Genomic DNA, 19,061 nt, shown 5'->3' on the forward strand with positions numbered 1-19,061 from the left:
GGGGAAGGGACTACCGGGGCGTCAGGGGGAAGGGACTACCGGGGCGTCGGGGGGATAAGGGACTACGGGGGTTTGGTAGTCCCAGGCAGGTTTGACGCTGTGTTTATTGGCGCGCTGGCGCGCGCGTGTCCGCGGCCCTGAGGGCCGCCGGTTAGCGCTCGAGACTAGAGCCTTCGGCTCAGCGCTTTCGAGCGCTAACCGGCGACCCGGCCGCGGACCGGCCACTTCGTGGCCGCCGCTCCCTAGGGGCAATGCCGCGCAGTTAGGGCCTGTAATTAATCAACCCGTAACATCCCGAGATTTTGAAAGATGTTGTGGTATGGGTGATTTCGTGGTGACCGTCGATGACCTCGCGTTCAAGTATGAGGTGTTGTTTCCGCACCTGAATGAGCGGCAGCGCCGGTTGCTTCTGGGTGCGGATGCCCGGATGCTCGGGCGGGGTGGGGGCCGGTTGGTCGCCAGTGCGGCCGGGGTACGAGAGGCGACGGTATCGCTGGGGGCGAAGGAGTTGGAGTCCGGGGAGGCTCCGTTGGAGCGGGCTCGTCGGGTCGGGGGCGGCCGCAAGCCCGCGACGGTGGTTGACGAGGGGTTGGTCGCGGCGTTGTTGGAGTTGGTGGAGCCCGATATGCGGGGGGATCCGATGTCGCCGTTGCGGTGGACGATCCGGTCGACCCGCAACCTTGCCGACGAGTTGACGGCCCGCGGGCATCCGGCGGCGGCAGATTTGGTGGGGAATCTGTTGCGGGCGTTGGGTTTCAGTTTGCAGGCCAACGCGAAGACGTTGGAGGGCAAGCAGAGCCCGGATCGTGACGCGCAGTTCCGTTACATCAACGAGCAGGTCAAGGCCCGCCAAGCGGCGGGACAGCCGGTCATCAGCGTGGACACCAAGAAGAAGGAATTGATCGGGCAGTACAAGAACGCCGGTGAGACGATGCGCCGCAAGGGCCATCCGGTCGAGGTCAACGACCACGACTTTCCCGGTGACTCGGGCAAGGTCTCGCCCTATGGGGTCTATGACATGACCAACAACACGGGATGGGTCAATGTCGGCACCGACCACGACACCGCTGCGTTCGCCGTGGAGTCGGTGCGCCGCTGGTGGCGCGGTGTCGGTGCCGCCGCCTATCCCGGCGCTACCGAACTGCTGGTCACGGCCGACGCCGGGGGCTCCAACGGTTATCGCACCAGGGCCTGGAAAACCGAACTCGCCCGGTTCGCGGCCGAGACCGGCCTGAAGGTCACGGTCTGCCATTTCCCGCCCGGCACCTCCAAATGGAACACAATCGAACACCGGTTGTTCTCACACATCTCGATGAACTGGCGGGGACAACCACTAACGAGCCACGAGGTCGTCGTCAACTCGATCGCGGCCACCACCACCCGCACCGGGTTACGGGTTCACGCCGAACTCGACCAGGGCGAGTACCCGAAGGGTGTGAAGATCACCGACGACCAGTTCGCCGCCGTGTCGATCACCCGCCACGACTGGCACGGCGACTGGAACTACACCATCGGCCCCGAACCCGTCCGCCTCATCATGGCTGATGGCGACAGCGCACCCCAACCGACTCGACCCGACACCGCCTGGCTGCGCACCCCAGCACTGACCGGACTGACTCCCCCGCAGTGGGACGCGCTCATCAACAAACTGACCGTGACCCGTCACGCCCAACGCGAACTCCACTTGCATCAGCGACGCGGAGGCACCCGCCAGGCCGCGCCCGGAACCGGCCGCAAATCCGTCCTCACTCTCGAGGATCGTGTCGCCATCACCCTACTTCACCTGCGGTTCGCCACACGCCAACGAGCCCTGGCCGTGCTGTTCGACGTCACCCAGCAATCCATCCACACAACGATCCAGCAGACCCGACCTCTGCTCGACCTGGCCGCACACACCACCGGGCCGACAGGAATCACCCTCGCCGACGCCCAATCGGTCATCCAATACCACGACACCACAACCGAATCCGAGTAATTTCGGGTTAATTAATTACAGGCCCTTAGCGGATGGATAGACCTGTCAAGCGAGTTGCCCTGTCAGCCTTGACCATTCACCAACTAGAACAGCGGAACCACTGGTAGAGAGGTTTTGTCCTCCAAGACAAACCACTCACCAGGAGTTCCGCTGCCTACTCAGTCTGCCATCAATCCTGTGTCCATGGTCGCGTCCGGGGCATTCGCGCCCGGACATGTGGGCGAGCTGACCCAGATCGTGCCCTTCGAGATGGTCGATGCCGTGTTGGAATCGACCACGACCGGCCCCACCCGAGTCCGCGAGCTGCCCTCCCGAGTCGTGGTCTATCTGCTGATCGCCGCAGCACTGTTCGCCGAGCTCGGATACACGCAGGTATGGGCGCGGATGGTCTCGGGTCTGGACGGGCTGACTGTCGCCAACCCAGGGTCCTCGGCGCTGGCTCAGGCCCGACGCCGAGTCGGGCCCACTCCGCTACGAGAGTTGTTCGGTCTACTCGCCGGTCCAGTCACGGGCGCGACACGCTGGCGGGGATTGCTGGTCTGCGCCATCGACGGCACCTCCATGTCGGTCCCCAACAGCGACCCCAACCGTGGCGCCTTCTACCGACTACACAGCGGCGATCTCGATTCGGGATATCTGATGATTCGATTGGTGACCGTGGTGGCGTGTGGCACCCGCACCGTGATCGATGCCGTGTTCGGTAGTTTCGGTGTCTCCGAGATCGCCTACGCCCCAAGACTTTTCGCCTCGTTACGCGAGGGCATGGTGGTGCTGGCCGACCGGAACTTCGCGGTCGCGGCGTTGATCGGGGCGATCGCGGAAACGAAAGCTGACCTGCTGATCCGTGGAAAAGCAGGACACACGATGCCCATGATCGAGCGGTTAAGCGATGGTTCATGGCTCAGCGTGAAAGGACCAGTCGTGGTGCGGGTCATCGACGCCGAGATCGTCGTGGATACCGGCGGAGCCGCCCGCACGGTGCGGTACCGGTTGCTGACCACTCTGACCGACTACCGCCGCTATCCAGCGATGGAGTTGGTGCGGCTTTACCACCAGCGGTGGGAGATCGAGACTGCCTACGCCGAACTCAAATCGAGCATGCTCGGTGGTCGGGTGCTACGCGCTCGGACTCCCGCCGGAGTCGAGCAGGAGGTCTATGCGTTGTTGATCGCCTATCAAGCGTTACGGATCGCTATCGCTGATGCCACTCTCACCGATCCCGGTGTCACACCGTTGCGGGGTAGTTTCGGTATCGCTGTCAATACCGCTCGTGACCAGCTCGTTCACGCGGCCGGTGTCGTGGCTGGAACGAGCATCGACCTCGTCGGCAAGATCGGCGCGGCGGTCTTGGCCGAGCTATTGCCGCCGCGACGATCACGCCAATGCCCGCGCGTGGTGAAACGGGCATTGTCCAAACACCGGGCTAAAGGCGCCCTCGATCGCACCAACTACTCATCTGTCTCGATCTCGATCAGCTTGTGTGAGTTACCCGGGTTGACATCGACCATGGCGCCTTAAGGGCCTGTAATTAATCAACCCGTAACATCCCGAGATTTTGAAAGATGTTGTGGTATGGGTGATTTCGTGGTGACCGTCGATGACCTCGCGTTCAAGTATGAGGTGTTGTTTCCGCACCTGAATGAGCGGCAGCGCCGGTTGCTTCTGGGTGCGGATGCCCGGATGCTCGGGCGGGGTGGGGGCCGGTTGGTCGCCAGTGCGGCCGGGGTACGAGAGGCGACGGTATCGCTGGGGGCGAAGGAGTTGGAGTCCGGGGAGGCTCCGTTGGAGCGGGCTCGTCGGGTCGGGGGCGGCCGCAAGCCCGCGACGGTGGTTGACGAGGGGTTGGTCGCGGCGTTGTTGGAGTTGGTGGAGCCCGATATGCGGGGGGATCCGATGTCGCCGTTGCGGTGGACGATCCGGTCGACCCGCAACCTTGCCGACGAGTTGACGGCCCGCGGGCATCCGGCGGCGGCAGATTTGGTGGGGAATCTGTTGCGGGCGTTGGGTTTCAGTTTGCAGGCCAACGCGAAGACGTTGGAGGGCAAGCAGAGCCCGGATCGTGACGCGCAGTTCCGTTACATCAACGAGCAGGTCAAGGCCCGCCAAGCGGCGGGACAGCCGGTCATCAGCGTGGACACCAAGAAGAAGGAATTGATCGGGCAGTACAAGAACGCCGGTGAGACGATGCGCCGCAAGGGCCATCCGGTCGAGGTCAACGACCACGACTTTCCCGGTGACTCGGGCAAGGTCTCGCCCTATGGGGTCTATGACATGACCAACAACACGGGATGGGTCAATGTCGGCACCGACCACGACACCGCTGCGTTCGCCGTGGAGTCGGTGCGCCGCTGGTGGCGCGGTGTCGGTGCCGCCGCCTATCCCGGCGCTACCGAACTGCTGGTCACGGCCGACGCCGGGGGCTCCAACGGTTATCGCACCAGGGCCTGGAAAACCGAACTCGCCCGGTTCGCGGCCGAGACCGGCCTGAAGGTCACGGTCTGCCATTTCCCGCCCGGCACCTCCAAATGGAACACAATCGAACACCGGTTGTTCTCACACATCTCGATGAACTGGCGGGGACAACCACTAACGAGCCACGAGGTCGTCGTCAACTCGATCGCGGCCACCACCACCCGCACCGGGTTACGGGTTCACGCCGAACTCGACCAGGGCGAGTACCCGAAGGGTGTGAAGATCACCGACGACCAGTTCGCCGCCGTGTCGATCACCCGCCACGACTGGCACGGCGACTGGAACTACACCATCGGCCCCGAACCCGTCCGCCTCATCATGGCTGATGGCGACAGCGCACCCCAACCGACTCGACCCGACACCGCCTGGCTGCGCACCCCAGCACTGACCGGACTGACTCCCCCGCAGTGGGACGCGCTCATCAACAAACTGACCGTGACCCGTCACGCCCAACGCGAACTCCACTTGCATCAGCGACGCGGAGGCACCCGCCAGGCCGCGCCCGGAACCGGCCGCAAATCCGTCCTCACTCTCGAGGATCGTGTCGCCATCACCCTACTTCACCTGCGGTTCGCCACACGCCAACGAGCCCTGGCCGTGCTGTTCGACGTCACCCAGCAATCCATCCACACAACGATCCAGCAGACCCGACCTCTGCTCGACCTGGCCGCACACACCACCGGGCCGACAGGAATCACCCTCGCCGACGCCCAATCGGTCATCCAATACCACGACACCACAACCGAATCCGAGTAATTTCGGGTTAATTAATTACAGGCCCTAACTGCGCGGCATTGTCCCTAGGGGTCGCGGGTGGGGGTTGGTAGTGCGGTCATGGCGGTCTTGGGGTGAACGGTGTGGCTGGGGGACGGTGCGGTTTTGGGGTGAATGGTGTGGCTGGGGGCGGTGTGGTTTTGGGGTGGACTGTGTGGCTGGGGGCGGTGTGGTTTTGGGGTGGACGGTGTGGCTGGGGGCGGTGTGGTTTTGGGGTGGACGGTGTGGCTGGGGGCGGTGTGGTTTTGGGGTGGACGGTGTGGCTGGGGGCGGTGTGGTTTTGGGGTGAATGGTGTGGCTGGGGGCGGTGTGGTTTTGGGGTGAATGGTGTGGCTGGGGGCGGTGTGGTTTTGGGGTGAATGGTGTGGCTGGGGGCGGTGTGGTTTTGGGGTGAATGGTGTGGCTGGGGGCGGTGTGGTTTTGGGGTGAATGGTGTGGCTGGGGGCGGTGTGGTTTTGGGGTGAATGGTGTGGCTGGGGGCGGTGTGGTTTTGGGGTGAATGGTGTGGCTGGGGGCGGTGTGGGGTGGGGTGTGGCTAGTCGTGGAGTGCGTCGACCTTTGCGGGGGCGTAGGTCGGTTCGGTCTTCTTGAGGATCGCGATGACGCGGTAGGTGATCGGCAGCACCAGGATCTCGCACAGGGTCTTCCAGAGGAAGCCGACGATGACGAAGTTGATGAACGACTGCCAGGTGTTGATGCCGATGGCGGTGGCGGCGATCGAGCAGAAGATCAGGGTGTCGGCGAACTCGCCGACGACGGTGGAGCCGATCAGGCGGGCCCACAGGTGCTTTTCCTTGGTGCGTTCCTTGATCAGCACCAGGGTGGCCGAGTTCAGCAGCTGGCCGACGAAGTAGCCGGCGAGGCCTGCGAGCACCAGCTGGGGGGTGGTGCCGAGGACCGTGCGGAAGGCTTCCTGGTTTTCGTAGAACCCGGCGGCGGGGAGCTGGATGGCCACGGCGAAGCAGCCGACGGTCAGTAGCAGCGCGGCGAAGCCGGTGTAGATGGCGTGGCGGGTGGCGCGGAAGCCGTAGACCTCGCTGAGCACGTCGCCGAGGATGTAGGCCAGCGGGAACAGGAAGAAGGCGCCGTCGGTCGCGATCGGCAGGACCTGGATCGGGCCGAGCATCACCGAACTGTCGGTGAAGAACTCCACACCCTTGGTGGCGCAGATATTGGAGATGATCAGCGTCGCGGTGAACATGGCGACGATTACCGGATAGAACCCCCGCGCAACCTGGGCGAATGCCGCATGGTCGGGCGCGGGGTGCCCAGATTCAGCTGATTTGTCGAGCGAGTTTGTATCAGTCACGGCCCCCATTCTCCCAAGGCAAACCCGCCCTGGTCGGCTAACCCGATGTGTCACTACCAAGGGCGGGCCCGAAGGGCCCCGGCCTCGAGCGCGCCAGCGCTCAATGGACGCAGATGGAATACGCTGTCGTCATGACGAATCCCGGCGATTCCGACGAGTGGTGGAAGCAGTACGGCGGCTCCGGCGTGTCGCCGGAGTCCGGCGTGCCGGGTTCGGTGCCGCAGCATCCGACCGCCCAGCCGTCGCAGCCTCCCAATTACCCGTCGTCGCCGCAGTATCCGCAGCAGCCGGCGCCGCCACCCTCGCAGCCGCAGTACCCGCAGTACCCGCAGCCAAGTCAGCCGCAGTATCCGCAGCAGCCGCCCGCTTACGGGCAGCCGCCTGCGTACGGCGGTTATCCGGCCGCGGGTGCCTACCAGCCGTACGGGCAGTACCCGCAGCCGCAGGGCACCAACGGGCTGGCGATCGGCGCGCTGGTCTCCTCGCTGATCGGCCTGTGCAGCTGTGGCATCGGCGCGATCGTCGGCATCATCCTCGGCGTGATGGCGCTCAACCAGATCAAGGAGCGCGGCGGCGAAGGTAAGGGCATGGCGCAGGCGGGCATCTGGATCGGTGTCGCCGCGATCGTGGGCTGGACCCTCTACATTCTTTTCTTCGTGGTACTCGGCATAGCCGGTGGGCTCGACTCGTCCACGACCTACTGATCTCACAACGAAACAGAGGCGCTTCCGGAATACGGAAGCGCCTCTGTTGTTTTCGTCAGGTGCGGGAAATCAGCCCTTGATGACCTGCGTGCCGCCGGCGAACTTGTCGTGCCAGCCCTGCTTGTTCGGGTCGTTGCTGATGGTGACGGCAATGTAGATCGACAGGCCGACGAAGGCCAGCTGGCCGACGCAAGGGATCGCGTAGAGAGCCACGAACGCGTTGCGCTTGAGCGACTGCTCCGGGGTCAGACTCGGTGCACCGCCGGGCGCGACCACACGCAGGCCGAGGATCTTCTTACCCAGCGTCTGGCCGCCCTGAGTGACCTCCATGGCCACGTAGTAGCCGTAAACTGCCAGCGCGGTGATCACACCGGCGATGAGCTGGAAGCCGCCGCCGCTGCCGAGGATGAGCACGAGCACGATCGTGAGCGGGATGCTGACGATCAGCTGGTCGATGACTCGCGCGCCGAAGCGAGTGCCCAGATCTGCGGCCTGCACCCCGCCGAAGCCCTGCTGCTGACCGTACTGGCCCTGCTGCGGGTAAGCCTGCTGCTGACCGTACGGGTCCTGCCCGTAGGCCGGCTGCTGCTGGCCGTAGGGGTCCGGCTGGCCGTAACCGGGCTGGGGTGCGCCGCCGTGTCCGGGCTGGCCGTACGGCTGCTGCTGGCCGTAGCCGGGCTGCGGCTGCTGCTGGCCGTAGGGGTCCTGGCCGTAGCCGCCGGGCTGACCGCCCTGCGGGTACTGGTTGGGGTCGTAACCACCGCTGGTCATAATCTCAGTCCTCGTTTTGATCTTCTAGATCGGTCAATGCGTACGTTACGGACATCCCTCTGGTCGGAACAACCCGATAGGCTCGAGTATCCACGGTTTCTCAGGGATGCGTGCGGGGTCGAAAACTTCGCGTAGCTCGGCGGTGGTTCGTGCGGAATATCCGAGTGACTCCGCGATCGCCGCCACGACGTCCTCGGGGGTGTGACCCAGGGCACGTTGATCCGAAAGGCTCACGGCCCCATCACGTTTAGCAAGCCGCTTGCCCTCGTCGTTGAGCACGAGCGGTACGTGGGCGTAGGTCGGGGCGGTGAGTCCGAGCAGCTGCGTGAGATAGGCCTGACGCGGAGTGGACGGCAGTAGGTCCTCACCGCGAACCACCTGGTCAACGCCTTGGGCGGCATCGTCGACCACGACGGTGAGGTTGTAGGCGGGAATACCGTCGCCGCGGCGCAGCACCAAATCGTCGACGGCGCCCCGATATCGGCCGTGCAGCAGATCGGTGATCTCGTACTCGGTCACCTCGGCGCGCAATCGCACTGCGCCGGTGCGTCCCTCGGCCCGCTTGGCCGCGCGCTCGGCTCGGCTCAGCTGACGGCAGGTGCCGGGGTAGGCGCCCATCGGCCCGTGCGGCGCGGTGGCGGCCTGCTGGATTTCGCGTCTGGTGCAGAAACATTCATAGGTGCGCCCGGCCGCGGTCAGTTCGGCCACAGCGGCCGCGTAGTTCGGCAGCCGTTCGGATTGGTAGACCACGGGACCGTCCCAATCTATGCCGATCGCGGCGAGGTCGTCGAGCTGGCGCTCGGCGGCACCCGGCCGAACCCGGTCCAGATCGTCGACGCGAAGCAGGAACTCGCGCCCCGAGGTTCGCGCGAAAAGCCAGGCGAGCACCGCGGTACGCAGGTTTCCCACGTGCAGCTCGCCCGAAGGGCTCGGCGCGTAGCGGCCCGCGCCTCGACTCGTTGGCACGCCTCGATCCTAGGTGGGCTCCCGGCGCAGCCGCGTCCGCAGCCGATCCTCGGCGATGGTGTCACCGGTATCGAGCGCGACGAGCAGCTCCTGCGCGTGCGCGATGAGCCCGGCACGGTCGACATCGTGCTGCTGGGCATTCGCCGGATACGACCCGAGCCGCTCACTCGCGCGGCGCAGCAGCGTACCCGCGCCTTTGGCGTTGCCCCGCTGGATGTGGGTGAGGCCGACGGTGTATTGGGCCAGCCCCTGCCAGAGCATCCGCTCGGCAACCGGCCTGTTCTTCCATGCCGCCTCCAATACCTCGTGGGCATTGAATGCCAATCCGTCGTCCAGCAGTTGCTGAGCGAAGGTGAGAGTTTGCTGGGGCCCGAGCTCGAGATCGTCGGGAATTCGGGCGACTCCGGCGCTGCCGGGAGGCAGCGGTCGGCCGAGTCGGTCGCGGGGGCGGTCGTTACGGGCACGACCTGCGGTGTCACGGTCACGGGAGATCATTCCCCCATGATCCACGCCTGCCCCAGATGGTGCTCATGTGACTGCTGAGGCGCTCGAGAAATTGACGTATCACGGACTAATCACATGGAAGTAAATCTCCGATGTGTCAACCGGATCAGGAATGGGTAAGCAGCCTGGCAATGCCCCCGCAAACGTGAAGCTTCGCAAGCTTGGCAAAACGATATGGGAAAGCAAATTCTCTTCCGCAACATTGCGGAAGACCTGCTAGTGTTTCTTCCGCGGGGGCAGCCCCCGGAGGCGGAAACGCCTCGATGCGCTGGTTCGTGCCGGTCGGTTGCGCGCGCCGTGTGGCAGTGCCTTGTGTGCCACGAAGTAACTCATCGGTCGTGCCGGATTTCGGAATGTTGCAACGATTCCAGGAGTTATCCCTTCTTCTCGATGAACAAAGGAGCAAGTGCCGTGGAAGTTGACGTGACCGACGCTGTGTGGCGGAAGAGCACCTACAGCGGACCCGATGGGAACTGCGTCGAAGTAGCCTTTCTCGCCGGCGGCGATATCGCCGTTCGCGACACCAAGGATCGCGGCCGCGGACCCGTGCTGGCCTTCGGTCCGAGGCAGTGGCGAGCCTTTCTCGCCGATGTCACCGCGGGAGAGTTCGCGCGCGGCTGAGCCGCCACATGCATCTCGAATGGGCAATACCGGCCCCGAGTCGAGCGGACTCGGGGCCTTCTCAATGACCTCGGCGGGTTGGCCTATCGTGGCCGGATGACCACGATGGCCGCGCGTGACGCGACGATGTTCTGGCTGTCGCGCCGCACCACCAACGATGTGTTCCTGCTCTACTCCTTCGCCGAAACCGATACCGCCACCGACGAACTCCGCGCTTTCGTCGCCGCGCGTGCCGCGCGGATTCCGGATCTGCGGATCCGGTTACAGGAGATACCGGGCGATCTCGGCTATCCGCGCTGGGTTCCGGCCGAATTCACGTCCCAGCAATTCGTGCACCACCGGCCGGACGGCCTGTCATGGCACGCGCTGCTCGCGGATCTGGGCGAACTCCTGGGAACCGGTGTCGTCGCGACCGAATATCCCTGGCGCATCCACGTTTTCCGGGCGGTCCGCGCTGCGCCGAGGTCGGCGGAGCCCGTTGTGGTGGTGGTGCTGCAGCTTTCGCACGCGCTCGCCGACGGCACCCGTGCCGCCGCTATCGCACGAGCGCTCTTCGGGATGGCTGTGGATGACGCTGTTGTCCACAGCACACCCGGTGCGCCTGTGGACAACTCGGCATATCACCCGGTCGGACCTGCCAGAACTCCCACACACCCGGTGGATTCCTGTGGACAACCCTGTGGATGGATTTCCCGACGGGTAGATCCGAGAGTGCTTGGAGTGCTGCGCTTTCCGGCTCAGCTGGCCACCACGGTCTGGCGCGGGCGGGCCGCGTACCTGGCACAGCGGGAATTGGCGGACCGGACGGCCGCGGGTGAGGTGCCCGCGGCCGCAACCGGATTCGCGCCGTGCGCACTGAACCCGGCCGCCGCGGTCGTCGACCACACGGTGCGAATGCTGGTCGTCGATGTGGACGACCTCCGCATACCGGGCAAAACCGTCACTGTTGTTGCACTGACGGCGATTTCGCGTGCGCTGACCGACTACCTCGCCCAGCGCGGTGAGCGACCGGAACGGCTGGGGACGGCCGTGCCGATGGCACTTCCGGCGCCGAGCGCGGCGCGCAACAACTACCGCGGACTGTCCATCGACCTGCATATCAACGAACCCGACCTGCGCATTCGCGCGAATCTCATCGCCGATGAACTCGCCGTCCGGCGCGAACGAGCGCTGCATCCACTGTTTTCCGCGCAGGATCGAGTCGGTGAGGTGGTCCCCGCTGTCCTGGCGGTACGCGATGTCGACCGTGCCGACCTGGACAACGTGCCCGCGACGCTGGACGGCAACACCGTTGTCTCCAGCGTGTACCGCGGCCCGGGTGACCTCGCCTTCGCAGGGGCCCCGGTCCTGTTCACCGGCGGTTTCCCCGCTCTCGGCAGCGTCATGCACCTGACCCACGGCGTCCACGGCATCGGCGAAACCGTCACACTGTCAGTGCATTCCGATTCGCGGGTGGTGCCCGATCCCGACCGCTACCTGCAACTGCTCGCCGAGTCGCTCGACGCGGTCGTTGCCGCGCACCGCTGATCCGCGCCCGGTTTCACCGAATTCGTCCGGGGTCGGCGCAGTTTCGCGCCCGGTTCAGCTCGGCACCCACCGCCAGTAGTGCCGAGTGCAAAGCCGTCGCCGGATCTGTGCCGGCGGCTTCGCCCTCGATCACACCGTCGATCCGGAACGGGCAGAAGTACCCGGTTCCGCTGTCGCCCTGGTGCGGTCGCCCGATCTCGATGAGCGGGCCCGTTCGGTGTGCGGCGGCGATCGCCGTCGCTAGCGCCGCATCGGCAGCCCGCGGATCACGTCGACGAGTGACGGGCAGCGCGGGCGTCGATTGTGCGTGCACCCGCTCGTACCAGGCGATCACCTCGAAAGAGGCTGCTCGCGTGCCGGTTTCGTAGTGGCCGAGCGCCGCCCTGCTGTACGGAACGCGCGTGGCCAACGCGGCCAGCGACAATCCCGCCTCTTCCCGCAGTCGCCGCAACCGAGCTCCGACGATGCCGTTCCCCTGCTCGCCCCGACTGGACATGGACTCATCGTAGAGAACTGTAGACGTTTGTAGACGCTTTTTGCTGTCCAAAAGGTCTTGACGGCGACCATACTTTTCGTGGCGGCTTGGTGACCACAATACGCGCCACTCGTGCAAGCACTGACCCGTTCGGAGGGGAACCGATGGAGATCTTTCTGTGGATTGCTCTGGGGCTGTTCGTGTTCGGGGCGCTGAGCCGCTACCTACTACTTCTGCCGCCCGAAGACCACGGGCGCCCGAGCGTCGCCGAGATCCGGCGACGGCTTCAGGCCGAGCGCGAGGGGCCGGGCCACGACTCGACACTGCCGTCGGTGCGCAACATTTCCGCCAGCAGCTTTTCGGCATCGGACTTCTCCCGCGCGAGGACGCTCCAGCCGCGCACCAGACCGTCGGGGCCCGCTTTCGTCGTCCACGAGCCGACGGCGTGAGCACCCTGGGGATGGAGCGAGTAGTAGATGGTGCCCACCGGGAACGCGATATCCATACCGCGCACCCAGCCGGTGAGCGCCTCGCCCTCCCATACGCGCATCTCGCCACGCACCTGAGTGCCCGGATCCGACTCGGGCGCAGGCGATTCAGGGGCCGAGTCGAGCATCAGATGGTCGCCCTCGTGCCGGATGGTCACCGCCGCTACCTCGACCTCGTCCGGGTGATTCGCCGGTTTCTGCCAGGCTGCCCACCAGCGACCCGCCAGATCGACGCGGTTGTCCACGATGCCGGCCAGCTCCGCCAGCGAGACCTGCAAGGCGTCGGCCAATCGGACCGCCACCGGCAGCGTCGGCGACTGCTCCTCGGACTCGTACCTGGTGATCTGGCGCGAGCTCACCCCGATCGCGGTGGCCAGCGCGGGCTGCGAGAGCCCGAGCAGCCTGCGCCGCTCCTGGATCACCTTCCCCGTCCCGGTGTTCATACAGTCATCGCCTCCATTGCCTGCCCCTCCCGTCACACCCTGCTGGACACATCCGCACCAGACCCGCCGACATCGCGGACAGCCACCCTCCGTCGCGAAGAGCACTGGCGCGCCGCACATGCCGACTGTGTGGCCGATTCTTCCATTTCTTCGCTCCAGCAGGCCCGTTTCGTGCTGACTCAGCACAACGGATGCGGTCCGCGCTGTCTGCAGCACCTGGCGGCGATGGCTTACAGCACCGGATTGATCGACGACATCTGACCCTACGGCTCGACCTCGACCCTCGCCACGAGCTCCTCGCCTGCCGAATCCGGACCCGACACGTTGACGAACTGATTGCGAGACGGCGAAGGTCCTGCGATCGCCATTACCGTCGAGGTATGAGTGCGGACCCCTTGGCGGAAGGCGACGGCGACACGATTCTCGAGCGCCCCGGTCTGCATCGATGGTGGCGGTTGCGCAGGCCGTTCGTGTTGCCGTCGCAGCGTGCCACCGCCGACAACATCGTCGCCGCACCCACCCCGCTGCAACCGATCGACCTCGGTGACGACGCCGAGGTGTCGCAGGTACTCGACCTCGCGGTACGGGTGGGCGAGGTGGTGCTCGCCGCGGGCACCGGTGTTGGTGACACCTCCGCGCAGGTCCGCTTCATCGCCTCGACCTACGGCCTGAACAGCTGCGATATCGATGTCACCTTCGACGCGATCCGCATCTGGGCCGATCGCGGGCCGAGCCTGCCACCGGCCAGCGATATGCGCGTGGTGAAATACCGTTCGCTCGACTTCACGCGGTTGGCCGCGGTCGACCGGCTCACGCGCCGCATCCGCAGCCAGATCGTCCCCGTCGACCAGGCGCACGCCGCCCTCGACGAGCTGATCTCCTCGCGACACCCCTACCCGCGCTGGGTGTCGACGGCGGGCTGGTCGCTGCTGGCGGCGGCGATCGCGGTGCTGCTCGGTGGTGGGTTCGTCCTGGCCGCGATCAGTTTCGCGACCACCGCGGTGATCGATGTGGTGAACCGGTTCCTGCATCAGCTCGGGTTACCGATGTTCTTCCAGCACATGATCGGTGGTGTCATCGCCACTATCCCTGCCATCGCGCTCGCCTCGATCAGTGATCACTGGAGATCGGATGCGGCGCTGATCGTCGCGGCGGGCATCACGGTGCTGCTGTCGGGTCAGCAGTTGGTTGGTTCGGTGCAGGACGCCATCACCGGCGCGCCGATCACCGCGGCTGCCCGGATGCTCGAAGTGGTGATGATGACCGGCGGCATCGTCGCGGGCATCGGTCTCGCCCTGCGGATTTCGACGATGATGGGCATCGCGGTGCCGGAGATCGCGGCGAGTGCGGGCAGCGATACCGAGTATCTGGCGATCAAACTGGCGGCAGGCGCGGTCGCGGCGATCGCCTTCGCGCTGGCCTGCTACGCCGAGCGGCGGGCGCTGTTCGCGGCCGGGCTCAGCGGTGCGGGCGGCACCATGGCCTTCCTCGGCGCGCAGGACATCGGCTTCGGGCCGGTGGTGTCGTCGGGGCTGGCGGCCATCCTGATCGGTCTCGCCGGTGGTCTGATGGCGCGTCGCGCGCTCACGCCGCCCTTGGTCGTCGCGGCGGCCGGCATCACGCCGCTGCTGCCGGGTCTGAAGGTGTATCGCGGGCTGTATGCCCTGCTCGAGGACGAAACGCTGCTCGGGTTCGGGCAGATCCTCGCTGCGTTCGGTGTCGGCTGCGCGCTGGCCGCCGGCGTCATCCTGGGTGAATGGTTCGACCGCTTGCTGAGCCGCCGCGGTGCGCCGCGCGACTTCGATCCGTCCTTCACCAGCGACCGATGAACTCCGACGAGCGTGCGTGCCTAGATCTGCACGAGGGTGCGTGGCCCGTCGGCCGCGGTGTCGGCGGGCGCCGGGTCCTGGATGCGCGGTTTGCCTGCCGCCCAGCGCATCTGGCTGCGGGCGGCGGGTGCCTCGGTGGCCGCGGGGATGACCAGCAGCGCGAGCGCGGCGCCGTTGCTGCCGACCACGTGCATGATGCGCGCGGCCTGTTCGTTGGCGGCTGTGCTGTCACCGGATTCACTGGTGGTCCAGTCGAATCCGAGCCGCGCCAGCTTGCCGATCCGCGGTCCGACGGCGGTCACCAACTGGTGCAACTCGGTCATCGGCTGGTCGGTTCGCGGCCACCAGGCGCCGTCGATCGGCCCCGTGGTGGCTGTGCGGTCACGCAGCATCAGCCGGATCGGCCCGGACGCGTCGCGTCCGATGCTCGTTTCTGGTGATGTATTCACTTCGTTCTTTTACTTTCTGATTTCTGTGCGGTCGATACCGCTGACGGCATCGACCGGCGCGGTCCGAACTCGGACCGGCGCGAAGGCTGGGTACCCACTGCGCAGCGTCATCATGCTTCGCACGGTGTCGGCACGCACATGTGTGTTGGGGCGGCGACGACGGTATGTGGGTGTGGTGGGGGTCTCCCGCACCATCGGGGCTCACTCTACGGAAGCCCACTGACAGATCCACCGATTAAACGAACAGGGCCCCGACCGGCGAACCGATCAGGGCCCTGCTGTTGCGGAGGATAGGGGATTTGAACCCCTGAGGGCGTTAACCCAACCCGCGTTCCAGGCGAGCGCCATAGGCCACTAGGCGAATCCTCCGTGGAGCAGCATAGCGGGTCGCAGGGGGTCGATGCCAAACCGGGCCCCCGCGACCGGTTCTGACCTGCTACTTCTTCAAAGCCGCCAGCACCTTGCGGACCTGCGTCTCGGCGGCGGTGCGCATCGCGGCCTTGTCGACGGTGCGCATCGTCGACACCTCGATCTCCACCTTCACCGAGATGTTGCTGTCGTGCGCGGCCACCACAATGGAGTAGTCGTTCGGGATGGAGCCGTAGATGCGCTGCTCGCTGGCGTAGTAGGCCTCCGTGCCGAGACCGCTCACCGCACCGTGGTCGTAGTCCTTGCCGGTGGTCTTGGTGTCGTAGCCCTTCCAGCGTGAATAGTCGGACTCGCTCTCGCTCTCGGTCTTGAACTCGACCTCGAGCCCCAAGCTCGCTTCGTTGGCGTTGCGGCCAGACTCCTTGTTCTTGGCGTCGCAGTCGTAGGAGCCGCCACCGATGTACTCCGACGGTCCGCGCTCGGTGTGGGTGGTCGTCTCGCGAGTGGACGCCCACTGGTTCAGCACGGTGAGATCGACCAGGTCGCAAGCGTTCTTGCCGTCTTTGAAGACGTAGCTGCCCGCCCATTTATCCGGATCGGGTCCGAAGGGGTTGTCCTCGACCTTGTTGGCCGTGAACGCGATCAGCCCGATCACGAGAACGCCCACCGCGACGATGGTGCCACCCACGATCCACCACACCGCCTTGTTGCCCGAGGAAGGCGGCCGCGGCGGTGCGCCCCATTGCGGCCGCGGCGCCTGATACGCGCCCGCTTGCGGCTGTGCGAACTGCTGAGGCTGCGCGAACTGCTGAGGCTGTGCGAACGGTTGTGGGTTCGCGCCGCTCTGGTAGGGCCCGGGCGGCGGGATATAGGGCTGGGGGTTCGCGCCGCTTTGATAGGGCGCCGGCGGTGCGGTGTACGGGCCGGGCGCGCCGATATTGCCGCGCAGTACCGTCGGGTCGGCTTGTGCGGGGTTCTGACCTGCGCCGTCGCCTGGTCGTTCCCACCACGCGACGGTAGGGTCGGACGGCGGCACACCGTCGCCGGGTGGTCGCTGATTCGGGCCGGTCACGATCGGGCCCCCCTCTCCAGTTCATGGGGAACACCGAACCCCCCGCTGCCGATATCGGATAGATCGTAGCCAGCGTCACCGTCAGCGCGGTGGTTATACGGCTGCGTACACTCGAGGATCGACTGGTCGGGTGTGGTCGTCGCTGGATGGATATGAGGTGGAACACGTCGTGGGTACCGCGCGAACTCCCCGGGCCAGATGGGTCGAGGAAGGTCTGGCCGTGCTGGCGTCCTCGGGCGTCGACGCCGTCCGGATCGAGGCGCTGGCCAAACGCATCGGCGTGACCAAGGGCGGGTTCTACGGCTACTTCGCCGACCGCGACGCACTGCTCACCGCGATGCTCGACGTGTGGGAGAGCGAGGCGACCGACCAGGTGCTCGAGCGGGTCGAGCACGCGGGTCTCGACCCCAAAACCAAGGCGCGGGTGGCCGGGCTGCTCACGTTCTCCAGCAATCGACTGCTCCCGATCGACCTCGCGATCCGCGACTGGGCCCGCCGCGACGACGACGTCGCCGAACGCCTGCGCCGGGTCGACAACGCGCGAATGGCGTTGCTGCGCGAGACGATCGGCGTGTTCTGCGAAGATCCCGATGAGGTAGAAGCCAGGAGCCTGCTCGCCTTCTGCGCCACCATCGGCAGCCACTTCCTGGCAGCCGATCACGGCGGCCGCACTCGCGTCGAGGTCCTCACCCGTGCCGCCGACCTGCTGTTCGAAGACCGGAATCGCTAGTAGCGAGAACTACCGCTACACTGGCCGACGGATCCCGCGCGGCGAGCATCCTGTGAACTCCCCCAGGGCCGGAAGGCAGCAAGGGTCAACGGGCTCTGCCGGGTGCGCGGGGTCCCCTTTAATTTCAGGGGACCCGCCTCCGACTGATCGGCCTACGCACCTTCGCAGCGTGCGAGCCTGATCCGGGCCCGGATACCCCGCCGATTCCGAGCAACCGCCGGGTAACGTTGCGGGTGTCAGCACGCACAGCGTGCACCCCCCTTGCTGCTTCGAAAGGCTGCCCAGGATGCCCCGGCAAACGCAGATCGGTTTGATGAGCCACGAGGAACTCGTGTCCGAGCACGAGTCCCAGACCGCGAACTACGCGACGCTCGAGACCGAGAAGCTCACGCTGGACCTCACCCGAGGTAAGCCCTCGCCGGAACAACTCGACCTGTCCTCGTCGTTACTCTCCCTGCCGGGCGACGGCGACTTCCGCGACAGCTCGGGCACCGACTGCCGCAACTACGGCGGCCTCACCGGTCTGCCGGAACTGCGCGCGATCTTCGGCGAACTGCTCGGCATCCCGGTCGAGCGATTGCTGGCGGGCAACAACGCCAGCCTCGAGATCATGCACGACATCATCGTGTTCTCGATGCTCTACGGCACCCCCGACTCCCCGCGCCGCTGGGTCGACGACGAGCCGATCAAATGGCTGTGTCCGGCCCCCGGTTACGACCGTCACTTCGCCATCACCGAGGCGCTCGGCATCGAGATGATCACCATCCCGATGCGCCACGACGGCCCCGACACCCACGCCATCGCGACGCTGCTGGCCGGCGATCCGCAGATCAAGGGCCTGTGGGCGGTGCCGAACTACTCCAACCCCACCGGTGTCGTCTACTCCGAAGAGATTGTCCGCGAACTGGTTTCGATGCCCGCCGCGGCGCCGGACTTCCGCCTGTTCTGGGACAACGCCTACGCGGTGCACCCGCTCACCGACACCGCGGCCCCGGTTGTCGACGTACTCGGTCTGGCCGCGGCGGCGGGCAACCCGAACCGTCCGCTGGTGTTCGCGTCGACCTCCAAGATCACTTTCGCGGGCGCGGGCGTGAGCTTCTTCGGATCGTCGCAGGCCAATGTCGACTGGTACCTCTCGCACGCCGCGAAGAAGAGCATCGGCCCCGACAAGCTCAACCAGCTGCGCCACCTGCGCTTCTTCACCGACGCCGAGGGCGTGCGTGAGCACATGCAGAAGCATCGCGCGCTGCTCGAACCCAAGTTCGCGCTCGTGCGCCGCATCCTGGAAGACCGCCTCGGCGCCTCGAAGGTGGCGTCGTGGACCGAGCCGAAGGGCGGCTACTTCATCAGCCTCGACGTGCTCGACGGCACCGCGTCCCGGGTGATCGCCCTGGCCAAGGAGGCGGGCATCGCGCTCACCGCCGCGGGCTCTGCCTTCCCGTACGGCAAGGATCCCGAGGACAAGAACATCCGCATCGCCCCCAGCTTCCCGCAACTGCCGGAACTGGAGAAGGCGATGGACGGACTCGCGACCTGCGTGCTCCTCGCCGCCACGGAAAAGCTCCTGAAGGGCTGAGTCTTTG

Annotated in this window: 18 protein-coding genes, 1 tRNA gene and 1 other RNA gene; 11 read left to right on the top strand and 9 right to left on the bottom strand. The window is 65.9% G+C overall.

Annotated features, from left to right (window positions below):
* Positions 1 to 319: 319 nt before the first annotated feature.
* The 3 genes from ACTWPB_RS01200 to ACTWPB_RS01210 all read left to right on the top strand — a co-directional run bounded on the left by ACTWPB_RS01200 (position 320) and on the right by ACTWPB_RS01210 (position 5,203).
* Positions 320 to 1,975, top strand: coding sequence for an ISAzo13 family transposase (locus tag ACTWPB_RS01200; protein WP_446221582.1), 1,656 nt, complete (start codon positions 320 to 322; stop codon positions 1,973 to 1,975).
* Between the two features lie 183 nt (positions 1,976 to 2,158).
* Positions 2,159 to 3,493 (top strand): IS4 family transposase, encoded by a 1,335-nt coding sequence (locus ACTWPB_RS01205; protein ID WP_446223914.1) that lies wholly within the window; start codon positions 2,159 to 2,161, stop codon positions 3,491 to 3,493.
* Between the two features lie 54 nt (positions 3,494 to 3,547).
* Positions 3,548 to 5,203, top strand: coding sequence for an ISAzo13 family transposase (locus tag ACTWPB_RS01210; protein ID WP_446221582.1), 1,656 nt, complete (start codon positions 3,548 to 3,550; stop codon positions 5,201 to 5,203).
* A 553-nt stretch (positions 5,204 to 5,756) separates the two neighbouring features.
* Here ACTWPB_RS01210 and ACTWPB_RS01215 read toward each other — a convergent pair.
* Complete coding sequence (locus ACTWPB_RS01215; protein WP_446223915.1) at positions 5,757 to 6,539, bottom strand: queuosine precursor transporter; 783 nt, start codon at positions 6,537 to 6,539, stop codon at positions 5,757 to 5,759.
* Between the two features lie 122 nt (positions 6,540 to 6,661).
* On the opposite strand from ACTWPB_RS01215, the gene ACTWPB_RS01220 reads away from it, so the two are divergent.
* Positions 6,662 to 7,234: a DUF4190 domain-containing protein gene (locus ACTWPB_RS01220; RefSeq protein ID WP_446223916.1), complete on the top strand. Its 573-nt coding sequence runs from the start codon at positions 6,662 to 6,664 to the stop codon at positions 7,232 to 7,234.
* 69 nt (positions 7,235 to 7,303) lie between these two features.
* Here ACTWPB_RS01220 and ACTWPB_RS01225 read toward each other — a convergent pair whose 3' ends face one another.
* Genes ACTWPB_RS01225 through ACTWPB_RS01235 form a run of 3 tightly spaced genes read right to left on the bottom strand, consistent with a single transcriptional unit; the run spans position 7,304 to position 9,466 of the window.
* Positions 7,304 to 8,005 carry an RDD family protein gene (locus ACTWPB_RS01225; RefSeq protein WP_446223917.1) on the bottom strand — a complete coding sequence of 234 codons (702 nt, stop codon included), beginning with the start codon at positions 8,003 to 8,005 and terminating at the stop codon, positions 7,304 to 7,306.
* A 45-nt stretch (positions 8,006 to 8,050) separates the two neighbouring features.
* Complete coding sequence (gene gluQRS, locus ACTWPB_RS01230) at positions 8,051 to 8,971, bottom strand: tRNA glutamyl-Q(34) synthetase GluQRS (protein WP_446223918.1); 921 nt, start codon at positions 8,969 to 8,971, stop codon at positions 8,051 to 8,053.
* Positions 8,972 to 8,980: 9 nt separating this feature from the next.
* A complete protein-coding gene (locus ACTWPB_RS01235) occupies positions 8,981 to 9,466 on the bottom strand; it encodes a DUF309 domain-containing protein (protein WP_446223919.1) in 486 nt (161 codons plus the stop codon).
* Between the two features lie 420 nt (positions 9,467 to 9,886).
* Here ACTWPB_RS01235 and ACTWPB_RS01240 point away from each other — a divergent pair, with 420 nt between their 5' ends.
* Positions 9,887 to 10,096, top strand: a complete 210-nt coding sequence (locus ACTWPB_RS01240) for a DUF397 domain-containing protein (RefSeq protein WP_378915183.1) — start codon at positions 9,887 to 9,889, stop codon at positions 10,094 to 10,096.
* 96 nt (positions 10,097 to 10,192) lie between these two features.
* A complete protein-coding gene (locus ACTWPB_RS01245) occupies positions 10,193 to 11,623 on the top strand; it encodes a WS/DGAT domain-containing protein (RefSeq protein WP_446223920.1) in 1,431 nt (476 codons plus the stop codon).
* A 13-nt stretch (positions 11,624 to 11,636) separates the two neighbouring features.
* Here the strand turns inward: ACTWPB_RS01245 and ACTWPB_RS01250 are convergent, their stop codons facing one another.
* On the bottom strand, positions 11,637 to 12,119 hold the full coding sequence (locus ACTWPB_RS01250) for a helix-turn-helix domain-containing protein (RefSeq protein WP_446223921.1): 483 nt from the start codon (positions 12,117 to 12,119) through the stop codon (positions 11,637 to 11,639).
* A 265-nt stretch (positions 12,120 to 12,384) separates the two neighbouring features.
* A complete protein-coding gene (locus ACTWPB_RS01255) occupies positions 12,385 to 13,029 on the bottom strand; it encodes a helix-turn-helix domain-containing protein (RefSeq protein WP_446223922.1) in 645 nt (214 codons plus the stop codon).
* Positions 13,030 to 13,158: 129 nt separating this feature from the next.
* On the opposite strand from ACTWPB_RS01255, the gene ACTWPB_RS01260 reads away from it, so the two are divergent.
* Together ACTWPB_RS01260 and ACTWPB_RS01265 are read left to right on the top strand one after the other, a co-directional pair.
* Positions 13,159 to 13,290: a hypothetical protein gene (locus ACTWPB_RS01260; protein WP_378946472.1), complete on the top strand. Its 132-nt coding sequence runs from the start codon at positions 13,159 to 13,161 to the stop codon at positions 13,288 to 13,290.
* A gap of 119 nt (positions 13,291 to 13,409) precedes the next feature.
* Entirely contained in the window at positions 13,410 to 14,858 is a 1,449-nt protein-coding gene (locus ACTWPB_RS01265; RefSeq protein WP_446223923.1) for a threonine/serine ThrE exporter family protein, read from the top strand.
* Between the two features lie 20 nt (positions 14,859 to 14,878).
* Here ACTWPB_RS01265 and ACTWPB_RS01270 read toward each other — a convergent pair whose 3' ends face one another.
* The 3 genes from ACTWPB_RS01270 to ACTWPB_RS01280 form a co-directional block, all read right to left on the bottom strand.
* Positions 14,879 to 15,307 carry a DUF5994 family protein gene (locus ACTWPB_RS01270; RefSeq protein ID WP_446223924.1) on the bottom strand — a complete coding sequence of 143 codons (429 nt, stop codon included), beginning with the start codon at positions 15,305 to 15,307 and terminating at the stop codon, positions 14,879 to 14,881.
* Between the two features lie 284 nt (positions 15,308 to 15,591).
* A tRNA-Ser gene (locus ACTWPB_RS01275) sits at positions 15,592 to 15,676 on the bottom strand.
* A 67-nt stretch (positions 15,677 to 15,743) separates the two neighbouring features.
* Positions 15,744 to 16,748, bottom strand: coding sequence for a hypothetical protein (locus ACTWPB_RS01280; protein ID WP_446223925.1), 1,005 nt, complete (start codon positions 16,746 to 16,748; stop codon positions 15,744 to 15,746).
* A 157-nt stretch (positions 16,749 to 16,905) separates the two neighbouring features.
* Here ACTWPB_RS01280 and ACTWPB_RS01285 point away from each other — a divergent pair, with 157 nt between their 5' ends.
* From ACTWPB_RS01285 to ACTWPB_RS01295, 3 genes are all read left to right on the top strand, one after another.
* Positions 16,906 to 17,478 (top strand): TetR/AcrR family transcriptional regulator, encoded by a 573-nt coding sequence (locus ACTWPB_RS01285; protein ID WP_446223926.1) that lies wholly within the window; start codon positions 16,906 to 16,908, stop codon positions 17,476 to 17,478.
* A gap of 26 nt (positions 17,479 to 17,504) precedes the next feature.
* Positions 17,505 to 17,599, top strand: an RNA gene (gene ffs / locus ACTWPB_RS01290) — signal recognition particle sRNA small type.
* A gap of 165 nt (positions 17,600 to 17,764) precedes the next feature.
* The gene (locus tag ACTWPB_RS01295; protein WP_446223927.1) at positions 17,765 to 19,054 is read left to right on the top strand and encodes an aminotransferase class I/II-fold pyridoxal phosphate-dependent enzyme; all 1,290 of its coding nucleotides are present in this window, start codon (positions 17,765 to 17,767) and stop codon (positions 19,052 to 19,054) included.
* Positions 19,055 to 19,061 lie beyond the last annotated feature (7 nt).

Source organism: Nocardia sp. IBHARD005 (genome assembly GCF_052814245.1).